This window comes from Roseibium aggregatum, from assembly GCF_017309185.1.
Lineage (GTDB): Bacteria > Pseudomonadota > Alphaproteobacteria > Rhizobiales > Stappiaceae > Roseibium > Roseibium aggregatum_B.
In genome coordinates this window covers 1,361,181-1,378,064 of sequence record NZ_JAEKJZ010000001.1, presented here as the reverse complement: position 1 = coordinate 1,378,064, position 16,884 = coordinate 1,361,181, and the positions used below count along the sequence as shown (strand labels likewise).

Annotated in this window: 13 protein-coding genes and 1 pseudogene; 10 read left to right on the top strand and 4 right to left on the bottom strand. The window is 49.8% G+C overall.

Features of this window, described 5'->3' with window-relative positions:
- Positions 1-235: 235 nt before the first annotated feature.
- Positions 236-1,852, bottom strand: coding sequence for a VPLPA-CTERM-specific exosortase XrtD (xrtD, locus tag JF539_RS05950; protein ID WP_207139407.1), 1,617 nt, complete (start codon positions 1,850-1,852; stop codon positions 236-238).
- A 269-nt stretch (positions 1,853-2,121) separates the two neighbouring features.
- Between xrtD and JF539_RS27595 the strand changes: the two are divergent.
- From JF539_RS27595 to JF539_RS05940, 3 genes and pseudogenes are all read left to right on the top strand, one after another.
- Positions 2,122-2,676 (top strand): annotated as a pseudogene (locus JF539_RS27595) (glycosyltransferase); the annotation flags it as partial.
- Between the two features lie 9 nt (positions 2,677-2,685).
- Positions 2,686-3,375 (top strand): glycosyltransferase, encoded by a 690-nt coding sequence (locus tag JF539_RS27590; RefSeq protein WP_236042420.1) that lies wholly within the window; start codon positions 2,686-2,688, stop codon positions 3,373-3,375.
- Positions 3,376-3,383: 8 nt separating this feature from the next.
- Entirely contained in the window at positions 3,384-4,298 is a 915-nt protein-coding gene (locus JF539_RS05940) for a glycosyltransferase (RefSeq protein WP_207139405.1), read from the top strand.
- Positions 4,299-4,557: 259 nt separating this feature from the next.
- On the opposite strand, the gene JF539_RS05935 is transcribed toward JF539_RS05940, so the two are convergent.
- The gene (locus JF539_RS05935; protein WP_236042419.1) at positions 4,558-5,271 is read right to left on the bottom strand and encodes a capsular polysaccharide synthesis protein; all 714 of its coding nucleotides are present in this window, start codon (positions 5,269-5,271) and stop codon (positions 4,558-4,560) included.
- Between the two features lie 406 nt (positions 5,272-5,677).
- Between JF539_RS05935 and JF539_RS05930 the strand changes: the two genes are divergently transcribed.
- From JF539_RS05930 to JF539_RS05910, 5 genes are all read left to right on the top strand, one after another.
- Positions 5,678-6,430: an SGNH/GDSL hydrolase family protein gene (locus JF539_RS05930; protein WP_207139403.1), complete on the top strand. Its 753-nt coding sequence runs from the start codon at positions 5,678-5,680 to the stop codon at positions 6,428-6,430.
- Positions 6,431-6,987: 557 nt separating this feature from the next.
- Complete coding sequence (locus JF539_RS05925) at positions 6,988-8,073, top strand: glycosyltransferase family 4 protein (RefSeq protein ID WP_207139402.1); 1,086 nt, start codon at positions 6,988-6,990, stop codon at positions 8,071-8,073.
- Between the two features lie 65 nt (positions 8,074-8,138).
- Entirely contained in the window at positions 8,139-9,029 is an 891-nt protein-coding gene (locus JF539_RS05920; RefSeq protein ID WP_207139401.1) for a glycosyltransferase family 2 protein, read from the top strand.
- A gap of 181 nt (positions 9,030-9,210) precedes the next feature.
- Positions 9,211-10,155 (top strand): glycosyltransferase family 2 protein, encoded by a 945-nt coding sequence (locus JF539_RS05915; RefSeq protein ID WP_207139400.1) that lies wholly within the window; start codon positions 9,211-9,213, stop codon positions 10,153-10,155.
- Between the two features lie 854 nt (positions 10,156-11,009).
- On the top strand, positions 11,010-11,963 hold the full coding sequence (locus JF539_RS05910; RefSeq protein WP_207139399.1) for an FkbM family methyltransferase: 954 nt from the start codon (positions 11,010-11,012) through the stop codon (positions 11,961-11,963).
- A gap of 248 nt (positions 11,964-12,211) precedes the next feature.
- Here JF539_RS05910 and JF539_RS05905 read toward each other — a convergent pair whose 3' ends face one another.
- Complete coding sequence (locus JF539_RS05905) at positions 12,212-12,664, bottom strand: DapH/DapD/GlmU-related protein (RefSeq protein ID WP_207139398.1); 453 nt, start codon at positions 12,662-12,664, stop codon at positions 12,212-12,214.
- A 228-nt stretch (positions 12,665-12,892) separates the two neighbouring features.
- Positions 12,893-14,239, bottom strand: coding sequence for an O-antigen ligase family protein (locus tag JF539_RS05900; protein ID WP_207139397.1), 1,347 nt, complete (start codon positions 14,237-14,239; stop codon positions 12,893-12,895).
- 305 nt (positions 14,240-14,544) lie between these two features.
- On the opposite strand from JF539_RS05900, the gene JF539_RS05895 reads away from it, so the two are divergent.
- Together JF539_RS05895 and JF539_RS05890 are read left to right on the top strand one after the other, a co-directional pair.
- Positions 14,545-15,999, top strand: a complete 1,455-nt coding sequence (locus JF539_RS05895; protein WP_207139396.1) for an oligosaccharide flippase family protein — start codon at positions 14,545-14,547, stop codon at positions 15,997-15,999.
- 31 nt (positions 16,000-16,030) lie between these two features.
- Complete coding sequence (locus tag JF539_RS05890) at positions 16,031-16,795, top strand: sulfotransferase family 2 domain-containing protein (RefSeq protein WP_207139395.1); 765 nt, start codon at positions 16,031-16,033, stop codon at positions 16,793-16,795.
- Positions 16,796-16,884 lie beyond the last annotated feature (89 nt).

Sequence of the window (16,884 nt, the reverse complement as noted above, 5' to 3'; positions counted from 1 at the left end):
CGGTGAGCTTGGATGCCGGCTTTGAACCGCAAGGTCCTTAGACCGATAGTCGGCACAAGAACACATCGAGCATGCGAGTTCAGTATGGTGCCACGAGAGCAAATCGCATTAATTGGACACGCTTTTTGCTGCCTGAGATCATAGGCTTCATCGCAAAAAACAACGCACGATTTCTCCAATTAGACGCGGTAGGCTCTAAAGAACCGCAGCACCATCCCGAAACGGTTTCTTACTCTCAGCTATCCAGCTCTGCTCCAGGAAAATACTCGGGCAACTGAGGCACAATATCCTGCAGATACCTTTCCAGCCGGACTTCTGCGTGCTCCACGCTCTCCGCATCTCCAAGCGGCGTCACGACACGGACCAGCCCGCCGTCGGACCGGCCGATACGGACAGTGTCCCACATCGAAGAAAACTTCACCTCGAAATCATTGGTCAACTGGCGCCCACGTTGCTCGAACCAATAGTAGACGAGCTGCCGTTGAAGCCCTCGTTGAATGATCGCGCGGTTTACATTCAGGGTTCTTGGCTTTCCGTCGACATCGATGGTCACCGGTTCCTGACGCCATTTGGAGACTTCCCAGCCCCCACCGGGCAGGCAGATTTCAGGAGAGTGAATGCCAGATCCTTCCGTTTGGGACCGGTAATAGGTCATCAGCAGATTAACCTGCTGACCGTCCCTCTGGTAGTCGGCGAGCAGGTAATCGTCAGCGCCGAGAACCTGCTCAATGTTCGCGTCGAGGATGGAGGCCCTCCCCTGCCAGCCATCGAATTGCATCGGGAAGACGCCCAAGGGAGAGCGGCTGACAGCGGCAGGAACCTGCGATGGTGTCAGTTGCCAGAGACAGCCCGCGAGCAGAATGAACACGGAGGCGGCAATGAACGCCGGCCCGGCCTTCATGGAGGGGAGCTTTTTCAATGGGGTCATAACCCCCTCGAAATCCATCCAGATAACGTAGTCGGGGCGCGGTCTACCGAACAAAAAGAAGCGGGACAGTATCCAGGCCTCGAAATAAAGGATCGCCGTGCAGGAGATAAAAATGACCCAGCCTTCGAAGAAGTGCAGGAAGCCCTCCGCCTGAGAAATTCCGAAGTGATTGACCAGGACACCGATCATCCCGATCCGGAAACTGTTCATGAGAACCGTCACCGGAATGGTGGACAGAAAAATGACGACCCTGTGCCAATTCGGCCCGTTGTAAAGGACGGCGATGAGCCAGCCGAAACTGAAGAGCGGGAATAGATAGCGCAGCCCGCTGCAAGCTTCCGCGACGAGGAGTTTGTATTCTCCAAGGTCGATCACATTGCCGTCGAGAAAAACCGGAATGTTGACGAACTGGATAAAGGAAACACCAAGAACGGAGGATATGCTCTGAAGTTGTGTCGAAACCTGCAGGTAAATGAACTGCGGCAGCGGCAGCATGAAAACCAGATGCAGCCAACCCGGCCAGAACCGAAAGCCTTCGCGGGTACCGGCAAGCAAAAGGATCAGAGCACCGATATAAAGAATGAACCCGTAGGTTATAATATCAGGGATTTCGACCAGATTTCCGACCAGGCCGATGGCGAGAGAAAGCGCGAAGACGATCAGACCGATGGCCCGGCTGCCGTGGTCGGGCTTGACCGGATGCTTGTGGATTTCCCTAAGCGTCATGTAGCCGGTAATGAGCGGCACGAGCGGACCGTAGCTGTATTCGGGTCTCGCCCAGGCGGCCCCGAGGGAAATCAGCCCGTCCCAGAAAAAAGCCGCGGCGCCGGCTGCGGCAACCGCGATCCAGGGAAGCGCCCGGCGCCACCACGAAGTGAGGTCCTTCGGCACATTCAGTCCGGTGTTGCTAATGTCTGCATTCATGAAAGCACAATCCGCAAATTTTGTTTCGGTTGCCCGTAAAAAGCCCTACCCAGCAAGCGCAGGGTAACATATCTAAGATTTGAGTTTTTATGTAATCAATTTGTTGGTAAACACAATAACTCCTTGTTCTGACGAGCGAAACAAGCCAATACCTGAACACCGTGCCGAACTTTTGCAACAGGCGCGCAAACTCTAATTGACCTCACAAACACATTCGAACAATATCGGCCAAAATTTGATTTGGATATTGCGGACTAGGAGTCGAACGGTTGATTGCAGAAAACAATAATCCGCCCGCTGACGTCGGGAAAGTCCTGATCATTGTCGAAAATCTTCCCGTTCCATTCGATCGCAGAGTTTGGCAAGAAGCAACGGCTCTGCGTGACGCAGGGTATCAGGTATCCGTTATCTGTCCCGTTGGCAAGAAACATACGCTGAAAGAGGAAACGCTGGACGGCATAAACATCTACCGTCATAGCCTGCCTCTGGAAGCCTCCGGAGTTCTCGGCTATTTCGCGGAATACGCTGCCGCCCTCTATCATGAGCTCGTTCTGTCGGTGCGAGTACAGCGTAGACATGGCTTCGACATTATTCATGCGTGTAACCCGCCCGATCTGATTTTTCTTGTCGCGCTGTTCCACAAGCTGTTTTTCGGCAAGAAATTCGTTTTTGACCAGCACGACATCAATCCCGAGCTTTACGAGGTGAAGTTCGGAAAAAAAGGCTTCTTTCACAAGCTCCTGACGTTTTTCGAGCGCTGCACCTTCCGCTTGGCGGATGGCAGTATCGCCACGAACGAGACGCTCAAAACGAGAGCCCATGATGTCGGCAAAATGCCGTCCGACAAGGTTTGGGTCGTTCGGAGTTTTCCGGACATCGAGCGGTTCAAGCGAACGGAACCGTGTACCGAAGCAAAGCGCGGCCGTAAGTATCTCGCCGGATATGTCGGCATCATGGCCGAGCAGGATGGCGTGGAATACCTCGTCCGGGCCATGGATCACATCGTCAATGTCGAGGGTCGGGATGACATCGGCTGCATCATCATCGGCAGCGGCCCCGACTATGACCGACTGCGTGCGCTCTCGAGCGAACTCGGGCTGAACGAGCATGTGGAGTTTACCGGATATCTTTCCGGCGCTCCGCTCCTGGAGAAACTGTCTGCCTGTGACATCGGTGTAATCCCGGATCCGCCGAACGTTTGTAACGACAAATTGTCGATGAACAAGGTGTTCGAGTATATGGCGCTCGGAATGCCTTTTGTTCAGTTCGACCTCGAACAGGCTAAGATCGATGCCGGAGAGGCCGCCTGGATTGTGCCGGACAGGACCCCGCAAGGACTTGCGAAAGGCATGACCGATCTGCTTGAGAACCCCGAGAAACGTGATCAGATGTCCGCTTACGCAAGCGAACGGGCTCGCCGGGAATTCCACTGGGAAATCGAAAAACAATCGCTGATCGAGGCGTATCGCACACTCTTGAAATCAGAGCAGATCAGCGATGTGGCAAAATCGGTAAGCGTTTAACGGCGAAGATGGAAAATAAACCAGCTCCGCGCATCAGCGTGATTGTGCCCTATCTGAACCAGCCAGACTTTCTGGAAAAATGCCTTCGATCGCTAGGCGAACAGACCCTGGAGACGACTGATTTCGAGATTATAGTCGTCGACAACGGTTCGAAAGAATTGCCAACGAACATCTGCTCTCGATACAAAAACGTTAAACTCACCGAAGAAGAGACGCCAGGACCGGGCCCTGCCCGCAACAAGGGCGTCGAATGCGCGCGCGCCCCCATCATTGCATGCATCGATTCAGATTGTATGGCTGATGCACGTTGGCTCGAAACAATCGAGGCGTCTTTCAAGAACCCGGAGCTGCAGATCATCGGCGGACATGTGCGTATCGCGCTCAAAAATCCTGCGAAGAAGTCTATGACGGAAGCCTATGAAAGCGTTTTTTCCTTTCGGCAAAAACTCTATATCGAGCGTGATGGATATAGCGCAACTCTGAACCTTGCTTTTCGACGAGACGTTTTCTTGAAAGTCGGAGGCTTTGGCGGAATTACGATCGCGGAGGATCGTGACTGGGGTGAAAGAGCAAACACTCTCGGCTTCTTCACCACGTACGTGCCTGACATGCTTGTCTTTCATCCCGCGCGCGAAAACATGAAGGACATGCTGCGCAAATGGAACCGTATCATCGGACATCAATACACCACTGCCTCAGCTTCTATCCGGTCACACCTCATCTGGGTCCTACGTAGCTTTGCGCTAACATTTTCGATCCCAAAAGAATATATCACTGTCGTTAGATCTGATGAACTGGCAACAATACATGAGAAAATGTTAGCCGCCGCAGCAGTTACTGTGATCCGCCTTTACAGGACATGCACCATGCTGTGGGTGGCCATTCCCTTCACATCAAAGCTTGAAGCAGATTGGCAACGATAGCTCGGGAGCAATCCACTGCCCCGGGCTGGCTTTGCACATGAGCCGCAAGATCGGTATCCGACAATCCGTCAAACACCCTTTAGTAAGTTTGCACGATAGAACAGACCTGAAAGCTTTTCACGGATGAGACCTTGGCACATCCTCAGGTCGTGAGTGAGATCAACGAAGGTCTTCTTCTGCTTTTCGCTCTTTTTCCAAAGACACACAACTGGCACATCATGTCCGCTTGAAGACCGAGCCCGGGCCTCCTGCCGGTTGTTCAGGCCTCCCTTTCAGGCGCATTTGCCAAGAGTAAACTCTCGAGCTCTTCTATTGGGGTCTCCATCCGCCAACTCAGTTTATGCAAGGGAATTACACCGCTCGTCAGGATGGCTCTCATCTCCTTGTCATCCTTACCCGTTGTCAGGTAGTGAAACGCCAAATGTGGGCCTAGGGCACCCATATGCGGTGTGCGTGCCCAAGCCTGCCGCACTGCGCGATTGACAAGTAGCAGCCATTCGAAACTATCGTTATGCCAAAAGTAGTATTTGGCTTTTTTGCGGCCAACCCAATAATTTCGCGTGGTCAAGGCCCAAGCGGAGATCACCGTCCCTGCGGGTTCCGATGCCAGGAACCAATTGCCGATTGTACGTTTCGGGCCGCCCTTGATGAAATCCCGGTCTTTCGGGATCCAGGAAAAGGCGAAGAATCCCGATTGTGCGGTCAGAACTGGCAACCAGTCTTCCAGCGGACGCGAGCAGAAGATTGTCGCGTCCACCCATACTCCTCCGTAACGTTCCAGCAAGCTCACACGGAGAACATCCGCATAGTGACTTAAGGCGATGGTATCGGGAAGTTCTGGCATTTCGATCCAATCGAGATGTGTCTTGGCATCGAGCACTGTCACTTCCCAATCGGGATTCATGTCTCTCCAGGATTGAAGACATCGTTGAACAAGTGGCGGCGCCTCTGCTTCACCCTGGTGCCAGTACATCCAAATCCGCTTCGGGAGCGGGCGCGGCAGGGCATGCACGGAGGGCGTCGGTGCATGCCCCGGAAGTCCGCGGCGGATTCGGCGCAAAACTCTTTTTATAAAAAATATTGCCTGCTTTGTTTTTATATAAGCAGGGACACCAATATGTATTTTGAATATCATGATCCGAAGGCGTTGCTCTTTATTTGAATAACTTCAATTTCATCGCCGAAATTCGTAACCCTTACCTTTTGAGGATGCAAGTCGGTCGTATGGCACAGGTCAAAGAAGCAAAGAAATGTGCAACTCTTTGCATGAGGTGTTTCTTTTGCACATCCGGATTATATGCAACGTCCCATCTGCTTTCGGCTTACAAGCTACTATGAGACTCCACGCGTCTTATCAAAAAATTTCTTCCTGGAGGCTCATGTTCCTGGCTTTCTTTACGGTCATTTGCGCGACGGCAACGATGTCGGCACTCTATCTCAAGGCGCACGGCGTTTTTTCGGCCATAGCAATGTCAGCATCACCGGGCGACCAACCGGTTGCAACCACCCTGCCCAACCGAAACGCGGGTCCACGCGTCGTCCATTTTCTCGGCGCAAGCCTTTTTTCGCGCGGTACGTGGCTTGCCGCGCTCGAAACCGCTCTCAATCAATGCGGCGACCCTGAACACAACGCCTCATCCGGCGCGCTCCCCAAAAACCAAATTTCGGTCACCGCGACACCCGGCGAGAACTCAACCTGGGGAGTTGAGCAACTTGCGGAAATTTTTGCACCTGACCGAAAGGCGCCGGACATCCTGATTGTTGGCTTTTCAGCCAATGATGCCGCGTTACACCGCGGAATTACCTTGAACCAGAGCCGTCGCAATCTGGATGAAATTATTGCACAGGCACAAAAATCGAAAACTCATGTGATGTTGGCAACTCTTGCTCCTGCCTTTGGCCCTCGAAAGTGGGTCAGGCCGGGTCTTTCCGCGTACAAAGCGCTGTATCATGACCTCGCGGACCAATACGATGGTGTGGATGTCATTGACACGTTGCCGGTTTGGCGAACACTTTCCGCTAACCAACTGCGCGATGCTATTCCCGATGGACTTCATCCAACCGACGAAACCATGCGAAGGCTTCTGCTACCGATCCTCAAGGAGGCCATTTCAGGAAAACAGAAGTGCTGACCTGCCTTTCAGTGAAATGAATGCCGCCTTCCGATTTTTTGAAACTCCACCGCCTCCAATTCACCAAAGGAATCAGAGCGTCGCGAGGGCAACCGATCGCAGGAGGGCGGCAAACATCAAATAGCCAGCCTCCGAAACGATCATGCCAATGGACCAAGGATAAATTTTACTCTAGACCAATGAACCGTACGACCTCAATCGGTTCACACCATCAAGGAACTTTCTCATTCAATCAAATCAAGTCCATTCCATGAAGCCGTTTCTGGGACATTAGACAGAAGTTATCGAATTGACCGGCGCATTGCTTCGATCTGAAATTATTCAATTGCGAAAACAGTTTAATATTCATACTTTCTTTGCGCATAGCTTTCGGGATTAAGGATAAATTTGCTCTCGATGATAGAAGGCACAAATTATGGATTCTAATTCTCCTTTACTCGAAAATTTCATGACCAAGACAAATTATAACTACAATTTATTTCCAATAAAAAGTATTTTCGATTCGGGAGCATTGAGTATATAGCATGAGAAAGCCTGTTATAAGAACTCTACTTCCAATGGCCTGTGATGGCGTTGGGCCGAGCTTCACCTGCCTGAATATTTTACGTGGCGCGGTGCGCGCGGGATATGATGTTGAGCTGTTTGTCAATCGCAGGCGTTTGATGTGGCTCGACATTCCAACCCGCACAGCGTTTCCAGGCCCCTTATCCTGGCTCCCATATAAATTCATTGAGGCAAAGGCCACACGCATATCGGAAAAAACGTTCATGGCCGCCGTGCAACCCGGTGACATAGCTTATTTGTGGCCCGCAGTGTCTTTGGAAATGCACAAAGCACTTCACGAGAGACGAGTCCCCGTAGTCCTGGAGGGAATCAACACACGCATGGCGTCCGCCAAGAAAATTCTGGATGAGGCCTATCATGCGGCAGGGCTATTACCCTCCCACGGCATCACGGAAGAACGCATCGCGGAAGAAGAAGAAAAATACAAATACTCTTCCGCGATCTTCGCTCCCAATCGCAATGTGGAGCTCGCGCTCGAAGACGCGCCGGAAAACCTGAAAATCTTGCCGGCGAGTTACGGTGTTAACACCAAAATTCCCGTGCCTGATCGATCGTATGACGACAAAGAAGGTTTGACCTTCATGTTCTGCGGTTACGCTTGCGTGCGCAAAGGGGTCCATCTTTTGCTGGATGCCTGGCGCCACATGCCACCTCCCCACAAACTCCAGTTGGTGGGCAACGTGGAACCCGCCCTAGCGGAAAAGTATAAAGACGTTTTGGAGAGCGGCCGTGTCGAGTTGGTGGGCTTTGTCAAGGACGTGCATCAATGGTTCAAAAAGGCCGATGTCTTTATTTTCCCGTCACTTGAGGAGGGAGGTCCGCAAGTGACCTATGAAGCGGCTTTACATGGCCTACCCATCATTGCCTCACCAATGGGTGCCGGGCGCCTGAGCGAACTGCCGGACACAATGATTGTCGTTGAACCCAGGGATAGTGACGCTCTCTTCGAGGCCATGCAACAAATGCTGTGGACTTCGACGCGCGCGCGATTTGGGCAAAATGCAAAGAAGGAAGCACGCTATTTCGATTGGGATTCAGTTGGTGCGCGGCGCGCTGCGGCACTTTTTGAACAGTTTTGACAGCGGGATGTCCGCGAAGCTTGAACAAGCGAAGTCAGACTTGATCGTAAGCGGGTGATAAAGTCATGTCGACATGCAGTGTTATTATACCGACCTACAATGCGCAAAACTTCATTGCCGAAACGCTTGAAAGCGTTCTCAACCAGGTTGATGTTGCCCCCGATATCGTGGTTGTCGACGACGGCTCCAGCGATGAGACTTGCAAGGTCGTGCAAGAAACAACCAGTGGCACGCTCATTCAACAGGCGAATAGCGGTGACTCGGCTGCCCGGAATGCCGGTCTCAAGGTCGTAAACACAGACTTCGTTCTTTTCCTTGACCATGACGACATCCTTGAACCCGATGCCATCAAGCACCACCTCGCAGCCTTTCAGGCTCATCCGGACGCGGTTATGGTGGTCGGTTCCAACAAAAAGATTGATGAGAATGGAACTCGCATCGGCGAGAATATCCTGCCAGAAAAGAGCTTCACCGGTCGCGATGTCGCAATGGGTTTCACTCCCTCGTTTTCGCAATGCATGTATCGTCGAAGTGCCCTGCAGTCGATCGGCGGTTTTCAGCCGGAAGCCGGCATGGGCGCGGATCACGATTTGAACCTCCGATTGCTCGGAACAGCAGCGAACGGTCACTGCCACGGAAAAGTCGTGATGTCTTACAGGCAACACCAGAACCAACAGACACGCTCCCCGGCAAAGCTCTACAACAAGCATATAGCTATTCTGCGAGAGCACCTTGGTCCCACCGGTTTGATGAAAGACCCGGAGTTTCTGCGTCAAGTAGAGCGGCGATGGAAAACCTACTATGGGCAATTTATTCCGAGTGAAGTTGCCCGGATGATGCTGCAGCGCAATCTTGCGCGTATGTATTTTGCGTTTAAGACATTTCTGACGATGCAGCCCTATGCTAGCTTCGGCGCGATAAAATATTTTTCGAACTACTTTCGCAAGAAACCTTGAATATCCCCACCAACGAGGTCCAACCTCATGCCGAGAAAAACTGCATCTGAAACAGCCTGTCAGGCTTGCAGCACAAATTCGCGGCAAAATGTTCAGTGATTATTTTGATATCCATGTGACTTCAAATCGTTAAACATCCAACACAAGCATATTTCGAGATCAAAAGGGCCGGAACAACACTATGCAACGCGACATGGCGCCACTTTCCGTAATCATAATCAGCTATAATACTGCTGATCTTACCCTGCAGGCGCTTAAGACCCTTTACGATACAACTTTGAACACCGAGTTCTCGGTTATCGTTTTCGATAACAACTCAAACGATGGATCCGCCGACAGGATTGAAGCGGAGTTTCCTCAGGCTACACTGATCAGAAATTCTGAAAACATCGGATTTGCAGCAGGCAACAACGAAGCGATAAAGCACTCAAACTCCGAATGGCTTTTGCTGTTGAACCCTGACACAGAATGCAAAGAGGGCGCCGTCGACAACTTGATGGCATTCGCGAGCGCAAACCCCGGCGCCGGCATATACGGAGGCAGGACCGTGTTCGCAGACGGTTCGTTGAACCCCACCTCTTGCTGGCGTTTTATGTCTCTTTGGTCGCTCTTTACGCAAGCCATTGGCCTATCACGAATTTTCAAGAATTCCGACAAGATCAACTGGGAAGCCTATGGCGGCTGGAAGCGCGACTCCGTGAGAGAAATCGAGATCGTCACCGGTTGTTTCTTTCTCACCAGACGTGACCTTTGGGAGAGCTTGCAGGGTTTCGACACCGATTTCTTCATGTACGCAGAAGAAGCGGACTACTGCTATCGGGCTCGAGAGCAAGGGCTAAAGGGCCTTTTTACGCCAGAGGCAACAATACTTCACTATGGTGGAGCTTCAGAACCCGTGCGGTCTGACAAGATGGTGCGCCTGCTCAAGGCGAAAGTTCACTTCCTAAGAAAACACTGGCCCCGTCATCAAGCAGGCGCCGGCGAATGGCTGTTTCGCCTGCATGTTCTCGTCAGATTTTTCTGCTTTTCGGTTTTGAGTCTCTTTAAACGTTCGCCGAGCACTCAGGCCTCCAGAAAGGTATGGTCAGATATCTGGACACGGCGCCGCGAGTGGCTAACGAACTGAGACTGGCGAGATCTATCAGTTGGTGCCAGCACCTTTCCTCGGCCTTCCAACTTACGACCTGTCCAACTGGACAGCCTTTCGGCCCTATGGCCACATCACCGCACTCTTGGAACAGATCCGGCATTGCGAATGGATGTCGATGAACTGGCATCAAAACCCCTTTTTCGCCGCATGACGTGAATGGCCCGCCATCACAACCAAAAATGCGCTTATTCAGATCTTGTGAGTATGCTTGTCCATCGCTCCCACCGAAACGAAAATGAAACAGAAAGCGTTTCTCAAAGGACGACCATACCCGCTCTTATCGAAGGCTAGAGCCCTTCCCGGTCATCTTGAACCATATGATGGCTTTTGACGGCTCGCTCGGCAAGGCGCGTCGCGAAGTGCGATGCGGTGCATTGTGCAAGCGGCGCAACGCTGCCGACGGGCCGTCAAAAGCCACCCGATTTGGACAAAAGCGAGCGAAAAATCATTCTCTTGGGGCCGGACAAATTGGTCTCAGTCAAATGATCCAATATGACCGGGAAGGGCTCTAACCGCGTCAGAAGTCCCACGATCGTGGAAGCGTACAAGATCTTTGGTTGCCCAGAACCCGGTTGGAATTAATTATTCAACCACACAACTTCATCAATTGAGCGACAGAAAAAAGCTTCAAAAATTATTGACAAACCAATAAAATAGACCCAATAATTTGGGAGCTTCTTTATTACTTATATAACTATTTACCTCCCTCTACGTCGCTCAAGCGATAAGAGCAGGAGGTCAACGACAGTCTCCTGGAGTTTACCGACGGCAGCACAAGGTAATATTATTCTGCAACATTGAACACACTATTCATACCGAAAAGGCTTACTATGATAAAGGTGGCTGCAAAAAGTGTTCTTCAGAATAAAATTGCAAACTATATTGCAAGCTCCCTATTTTTAACAATTGGAAAAAAAGAATTATACTACAGAATACAAAGTGTCGGGAACTTTCTTCCAGATTATGTCGTTGTAAAATTACCTAAGAAACAATTTTCGCGAGACGAATTGACGTTTTACTGCGCTGGCGGGAAAGATCAAATGTCCCGTGCTGCGGCGACCATTGGATGGCATGCTCCCGAGGCACCAATGCCTCTTCTCATGCAATCTCTTTTCAAGCGTGATCAGGTATTTTTCGATGTTGGCGCAAACTCCGGTTATTATTCCCTCTTAGCGCTTGCTTCTCTAAATCGCCCTGACTCTGTCTATTCTTTTGAACCTTCCAAAGATGCCCTAGCATTTTTTAAAATAAATATTGATAAAAACAGTCTTGGAGACAACGGCTTTGAAATAGCTGAGATTGCATTGTCAGATCATAGTGGCTCCGCTGTACTTTATTATCCTGTGGACACTCATAATCTTCTTGAAACAAGTCAAACTCTGGTAAAAAATCACAAGGGTCGAAAGGAATACGAAAAAACAGACTTTGTTGAAATCACAACAATTGACGACTTTGTTCAGAAAAGGTCGCTTACACGCGTCGACTTGATAAAAATTGATGTTGAGGGTCATGAAGAAGCCGTGCTGGAAGGCGGCGTCGCAACACTTCAAAAATTGCGGCCGATCATTTTTTTCGAGGTGTTGCCAGACATAGAGATGCGAAAATTACAGGATATGTTCCAAAAATTTTCATATCTAACCTTCCAGATGGGTCCCAAAAGCATCACACAGGTTAAAAAAATCGTTCACACCAGCGAGAACCGGAATCAAGTCGCGGTGCCGTTGGAAAAAAAGGAGTATTTTCTTCAATCCTGCTCTGACAGCGGATTGTATCATTGCTCCTAAATGAAATTTACAACGTCGAAATATCGGTCTATTGAGCTGATGAGGGCTTTACTTGACCTCTTCTTCCCAATCAGGGACTTCTTGCGGAACACTCCAGCCAAATCCGATCCAATCATTCAGTAGCAAGGTCGGGTTGCGTCGGTTTTCATCTCCAATCTGTCAGATCGAAATGAGCCAAGCCCGCCTTCAAAAAGGTATTGAGTTCAAACGCAATCAATTTTGAGATTTTGTATTTTCAACAGTGCTTTTCATTGCTGCGCCTTTGGAGGCATCCTGTCTTTCAAGCGACCAAAACTCAAGGTCTCGATCCCTTGACGAATTATCTGGGCAGGGTTACCCGCCACCGCACATCCGCTCGGTATATCCTTGGTAACCACACTCCCCGACCCCACGACACATCCGTCGCCGATCGTTACGCCAGGTAAAACGATGCTGCGCGCTCCAATAAAGCAGTTTTTCCCTATGACCGTGTCCAGCCTGAGTGCGCGCGTCATGTCATGCGTCAAAATAGCGGCATCGAATGCGATATAGGAACCTTCCCCGATATGTATTCCTTTCGGGTGGGTCTTATCCAACCTGGCACTCAATGAAAACAAAGCCGTCGGATGTATGTCCATGCCCCAGATCTTTGTGAGGTAATACCGCTTGATTGCGACAAGCGCCCTTTGTATGCGAATAAACTGGTTGAGAGACCTGAGCATCAAATTTACCTTTGAATGTGATAGCTTATTTTCACTAATCAGTTTGCACGTGACCGCAAGACATGCGTTGCTTGTTTTCTTTTCGTCAACGTCGAACTCACCCCAACGCACTTGAACCAAACCAGACGTTTTATCAATGCTTTCCCGATTAATTCTGCTTTTTCTGGCGGCAAATTTTCAGGCGTTTTGTCTAGATCCCGACGCAGCCTCCCCTCCCCCGGACAGGCGCTATGGCGTTTGACCCGGAAGCCCAGCCGCAGCGGAACCGGAAGACTGTCGTGGCCTTGTGTAGCCGATTCTACTACTGCGCCGAGAAACACCTTCATTTGTCGTGGAGGCAGCGTTGCGGGATAAGACAGCCGGATCGTCCGACAAACGTGCCACAAACGCGGCCAGCGCCAGGTAGAACACGAAGAGCGGTTCGGCTTCCCTGAAAAAGTCGACGGTGGCTCCACAGACGCAGAGGGCAATCAGGGTGAAGGCGGCGCCGCGGCGAACTGAGACATAGTCGGGGTTCACGGTTTCATCGCTCCGGGCAAACAGGCCACGAACGATAAAAATAATACACAGGCCAAGCAATATAACGGCAGGTATTCCACCGGTCATGGCGGCAATCAACCAGTAGCTGTCTACCGACCCCCCCATCCAGATCGGTCGCGTCCAGGTGAACGGGTCAAACCCAAATATCGGATGCCGCATAATATCGTCGGTAGTATGTTCCCAGATCAGAATTCTGTTGTACGCGGATCCCATGTTGAAGGACAAAGTTCGTGCCAGGAAATTGATGAAGGGACCTTTCGAGGCAATTTCAAGAAAAATGTAAGAAAAGAGCAGAAAAAACGAGATTTTCCGGCCGCGATTATGGATTCCGCGAGTCAAGCGCTCAACCACGATAATAACGATCTGGATTGCAATTGCAGTCAGAGGACCGGACGATAAAGAAAAGAATGTTGCCGCTAATATCAAAATGACAGAGAAAATCTTCCCGAAATTATTTTTTACAAGATACCACATATACGATAAAATAATCGCACAAAATATACCATGATAAATGGCGTGGCTAAACACGGTTTGCGCTCGAAACAGTCCCATTCTCATATCGTTCCGAAACGCATAATATGACCCGGTTACGCTCGATGCAAAGTTTGGAAGGAACCTGTTCCCCGTGTACGACTCCGGTATAGCGACAACAAAAAGAACGATAACGAGAAAGAAGATAAAAAATATTGTACTTCTTACTTGGTATAAATTTTTATACTGCGTCTGGACCAACGCATACACAGTAATATATGACATATACACAAATATATCGTTGTACACATGCTCAAAACTCGTATTAACTGAAATGCAAATAAAAATCCAAGTAGAATACACAAAGAATAAATAATCGTAATTTTTCTTATTTTGTATTTTTAAAAACTGAACAGCAGTTGGTATACATATTAATACTATTAGAAGCTTTTGAGGGGTAAGCTGTATGCCGCCTACAAAAAAATTACTGGTAACCGGAAACATAAATGAAATAATAAACAGCACTACCAAAAATGGAACAGACTTATTTTCACTATTCTTCATTCTGATATCCATTTTATGATACTCATAACGTTGAACGCCTAATTCTCAAAGTATATAGTTCAGACGCGAAACGAAGGATAGATCGCCTGCCAAATTCGAATGTGTCGGACAGATCAAAGCAGGCTCAAAAGTGTAAAATAATAAATCGAAACGGTATCTTAACAGGGAATTTCTAGAAACTGAGTCAAATGGCGTTCTCCTGAATACGCTCCGTTTTTCAAAAGGTCTCAGCACGACAGAACGTCAAAAAAGACCATATTCTTTATCGTGTACCCTTCCCACTCTCACAATAGTCACAGGTCGCAATGAGCCTTCGTAAATCGTATTTTTTCAGCTTTTCAAGGGTTGGCGGCCAAGGAATAATACAGTTTTTAGCCAATGTCATTCTCGCACGCCTACTAGCGCCGGACGAGGTCGGACTTTTTGTGCTCGCCTTTGCGCTGATTGCGACATTTGCTTCCGTCAGGGATTTTGGCGTTCCGCGCTACATCCTCATGGAGAAGGACCTGACTTATACCAAAATGCAAACGGCGTTCGGCATTGCATTGATTTCTGGCTGGGGATTGGGCTTATGCTTTCTTCTGTCATCGCATTTCGTGGCGGATTTTTATGGTGATGAACGTCTCGTCGGCGTCATGTATGTTTTGTCCGCTACTTTCCTCTTTCTGCCGTTCGGCCAGATCGCCCTTGCCCTTTTGCGGCGCAACGAGGAGCACCGTACCCTTGCCCTGATCACTTTGACGTCATCCTTTGCCGGGACGCTGGTTTCGGTTGCGTTGGCGGCCTGGGGCCTTGGGGCTCTTTCGATGGCTTATGGCAACCTCTGCACCGTAATGGTGATGGTCGCCGGAGCCTTGAAAGCCGTACCTACACACATTGCCATGCGCCCTTCTCTCGTAAACTGGCGGCCCGTTTTCGGTTTCAGCGCCCTAACGATGATTGGGGTCATGGCAGGACAATTTAAGATGTACGCGCCCTCCTTACTGATCGGGCGCGTGGTCGGCCTGTCGGCAACGGGTCTTTATCATCGCGCGTTTTCCGTTCTGCAATTCTTCACCGGCACCATGATTACATCGACCAACTGGGTTACGGGGGCCAACATCGGGAAGCGTTTTCGGGCAGGTGAAGACATTTCCGGAATCTTCACGGCCTCGACAAGCTTTCTGATCGCGGTCGGTTGGCCCGCCTACTTTTTGATCGCTCTCCAGGCCAAGCCAATCATACTTTTACTGTATGGCCCCACCTGGTTGCCTGCCGCCGAGCTGCTCCCACCGCTTTGCCTTGCCAGCGCCACTATGCTTATGCTATCTCAGGCAAGTAGTATTTACGAGGGTATCGGAGCATCAAAAGTCTTCGTTCGAAATAATATTATAATTCTTTTGATAATGGTTTTATCAATTCTTTTCTTCTCACAAGGAGAAATTGTCAGAATAGCCTGGATTGTTTTCTTCACAAACATCGTCGCCGCGATTTTGGACTTGTGGACTGTCAACAAAATCGCACACATCGATTATCTAAGATTTGCCAAGGGTATTTCGAAATCTGTTTTCGTCTCAGTCACCACGGGTTGCCTCGTTTTCGCGATCGATGCCTTTGTGCCTGACGAACTGGAATATTCTATTTTCGCCAATTTTGGTGAAATAATGATATTTGTTACCTCTTATCTAGTCCTGTGCTATGCGGTTAAACATCCGATTCTTGAGGAATTATCGTTCCTGATTAACAAATTGAGGGCTTATTTGGAAATACGTTTGGGGTAAAGTAGGCTCTTGATGGGGAAGCTTTAAGAAAATGCCGTTTGTAAAACATGGGTCGACCTTAATTTTTTATGCGCACATTCCAAAGTGTGGTGGCACTTCAATTGAAACATATCTTCAGGACAGATTTGGGGCCGTAGCCCTGTTGAACCGATCACTTCACGGAAAACCAGAAAATCAGCGCTGGTCAAAAGTGTCGCCACAGCACCTAGACTGGAATTCAGTGAAACAAATTCTGCCCGAGGAAATGATCGACCATGCTTTCGCGGTCGTTCGCCACCCCATAGGTCGGCTCGTCAGCGCATTTCAGTTTCAGCGCGATGTCGAACTGAAAATACCGAAGGATGTGGCGTTCTCCAGTTGGCTTCGTGAGGTCGTACAGGCCCCGGAAGACCTCTGGCTGAAGTATGACAATCACTTTTTGCCACAAACCCGTTTTCTGCCTCCCAAATGTACGATTTTTTACATGGAGCATGGTCTTCAATATCTCGTCCCATACCTGGACGAAATATTGAAGACGTCTGACGGGCCCCGAGTTATTCCTCACGAAAACCGAAGCGCAGCATCAGATTCTCGAGACAAGATTGTACTGAGCGACCAGGATGTCGAACATATCGCCAAGCTCTATAAAACGGATTTCGAAAAGCTCGGCTACGACCCGAACAGCAAAACGCCCCTGACGCCGCCACCGGTCACCGAAGGTGACATTTCGGGCGGCCTGGCTGTCTACTCTGAAAACGAATTGCTGGTTCGAATTAAACGCCGGCTACGCAAGAAGGCACTGGAATGGTTGGAGTGATCGCCCTCCTCCAGTGTGGCTAGGGGGCTGGCCTCCCTGTGGATGTGTTTATTCGTTTTTGAAATCACCCCATACATCGAAGGCAATCT

Excerpts from the sequence above, each read along its gene's own strand:
- JF539_RS05930 (WP_207139403.1), top strand. The coding sequence starts at position 5,678 with ATGTTCCTGGCTTTCTTTACGGTCATTTGCGCGACGGCAACGATGTCG.
- JF539_RS05915 (WP_207139400.1), top strand. The coding sequence starts at position 9,211 with ATGCAACGCGACATGGCGCCACTTTCCGTAATCATAATCAGCTATAAT.
- JF539_RS05940 (WP_207139405.1), top strand. The coding sequence starts at position 3,384 with ATGGAAAATAAACCAGCTCCGCGCATCAGCGTGATTGTGCCCTATCTG.
- JF539_RS05890 (WP_207139395.1), top strand. The coding sequence starts at position 16,031 with ATGCCGTTTGTAAAACATGGGTCGACCTTAATTTTTTATGCGCACATT.
- JF539_RS27590 (WP_236042420.1), top strand. The coding sequence starts at position 2,686 with ATGCCGTCCGACAAGGTTTGGGTCGTTCGGAGTTTTCCGGACATCGAG.
- JF539_RS05920 (WP_207139401.1), top strand. The coding sequence starts at position 8,139 with ATGTCGACATGCAGTGTTATTATACCGACCTACAATGCGCAAAACTTC.
- JF539_RS05895 (WP_207139396.1), top strand. The coding sequence starts at position 14,545 with ATGAGCCTTCGTAAATCGTATTTTTTCAGCTTTTCAAGGGTTGGCGGC.
- JF539_RS05910 (WP_207139399.1), top strand. The coding sequence starts at position 11,010 with ATGATAAAGGTGGCTGCAAAAAGTGTTCTTCAGAATAAAATTGCAAAC.
- xrtD (WP_207139407.1), bottom strand. The coding sequence starts at position 1,852 with ATGAATGCAGACATTAGCAACACCGGACTGAATGTGCCGAAGGACCTC.
- JF539_RS05900 (WP_207139397.1), bottom strand. The coding sequence starts at position 14,239 with ATGAAGAATAGTGAAAATAAGTCTGTTCCATTTTTGGTAGTGCTGTTT.
- JF539_RS05905 (WP_207139398.1), bottom strand. The coding sequence starts at position 12,664 with ATGCTCAGGTCTCTCAACCAGTTTATTCGCATACAAAGGGCGCTTGTC.
- JF539_RS05925 (WP_207139402.1), top strand. The coding sequence starts at position 6,988 with ATGGCCTGTGATGGCGTTGGGCCGAGCTTCACCTGCCTGAATATTTTA.
- JF539_RS05935 (WP_236042419.1), bottom strand. The coding sequence starts at position 5,271 with ATGTACTGGCACCAGGGTGAAGCAGAGGCGCCGCCACTTGTTCAACGA.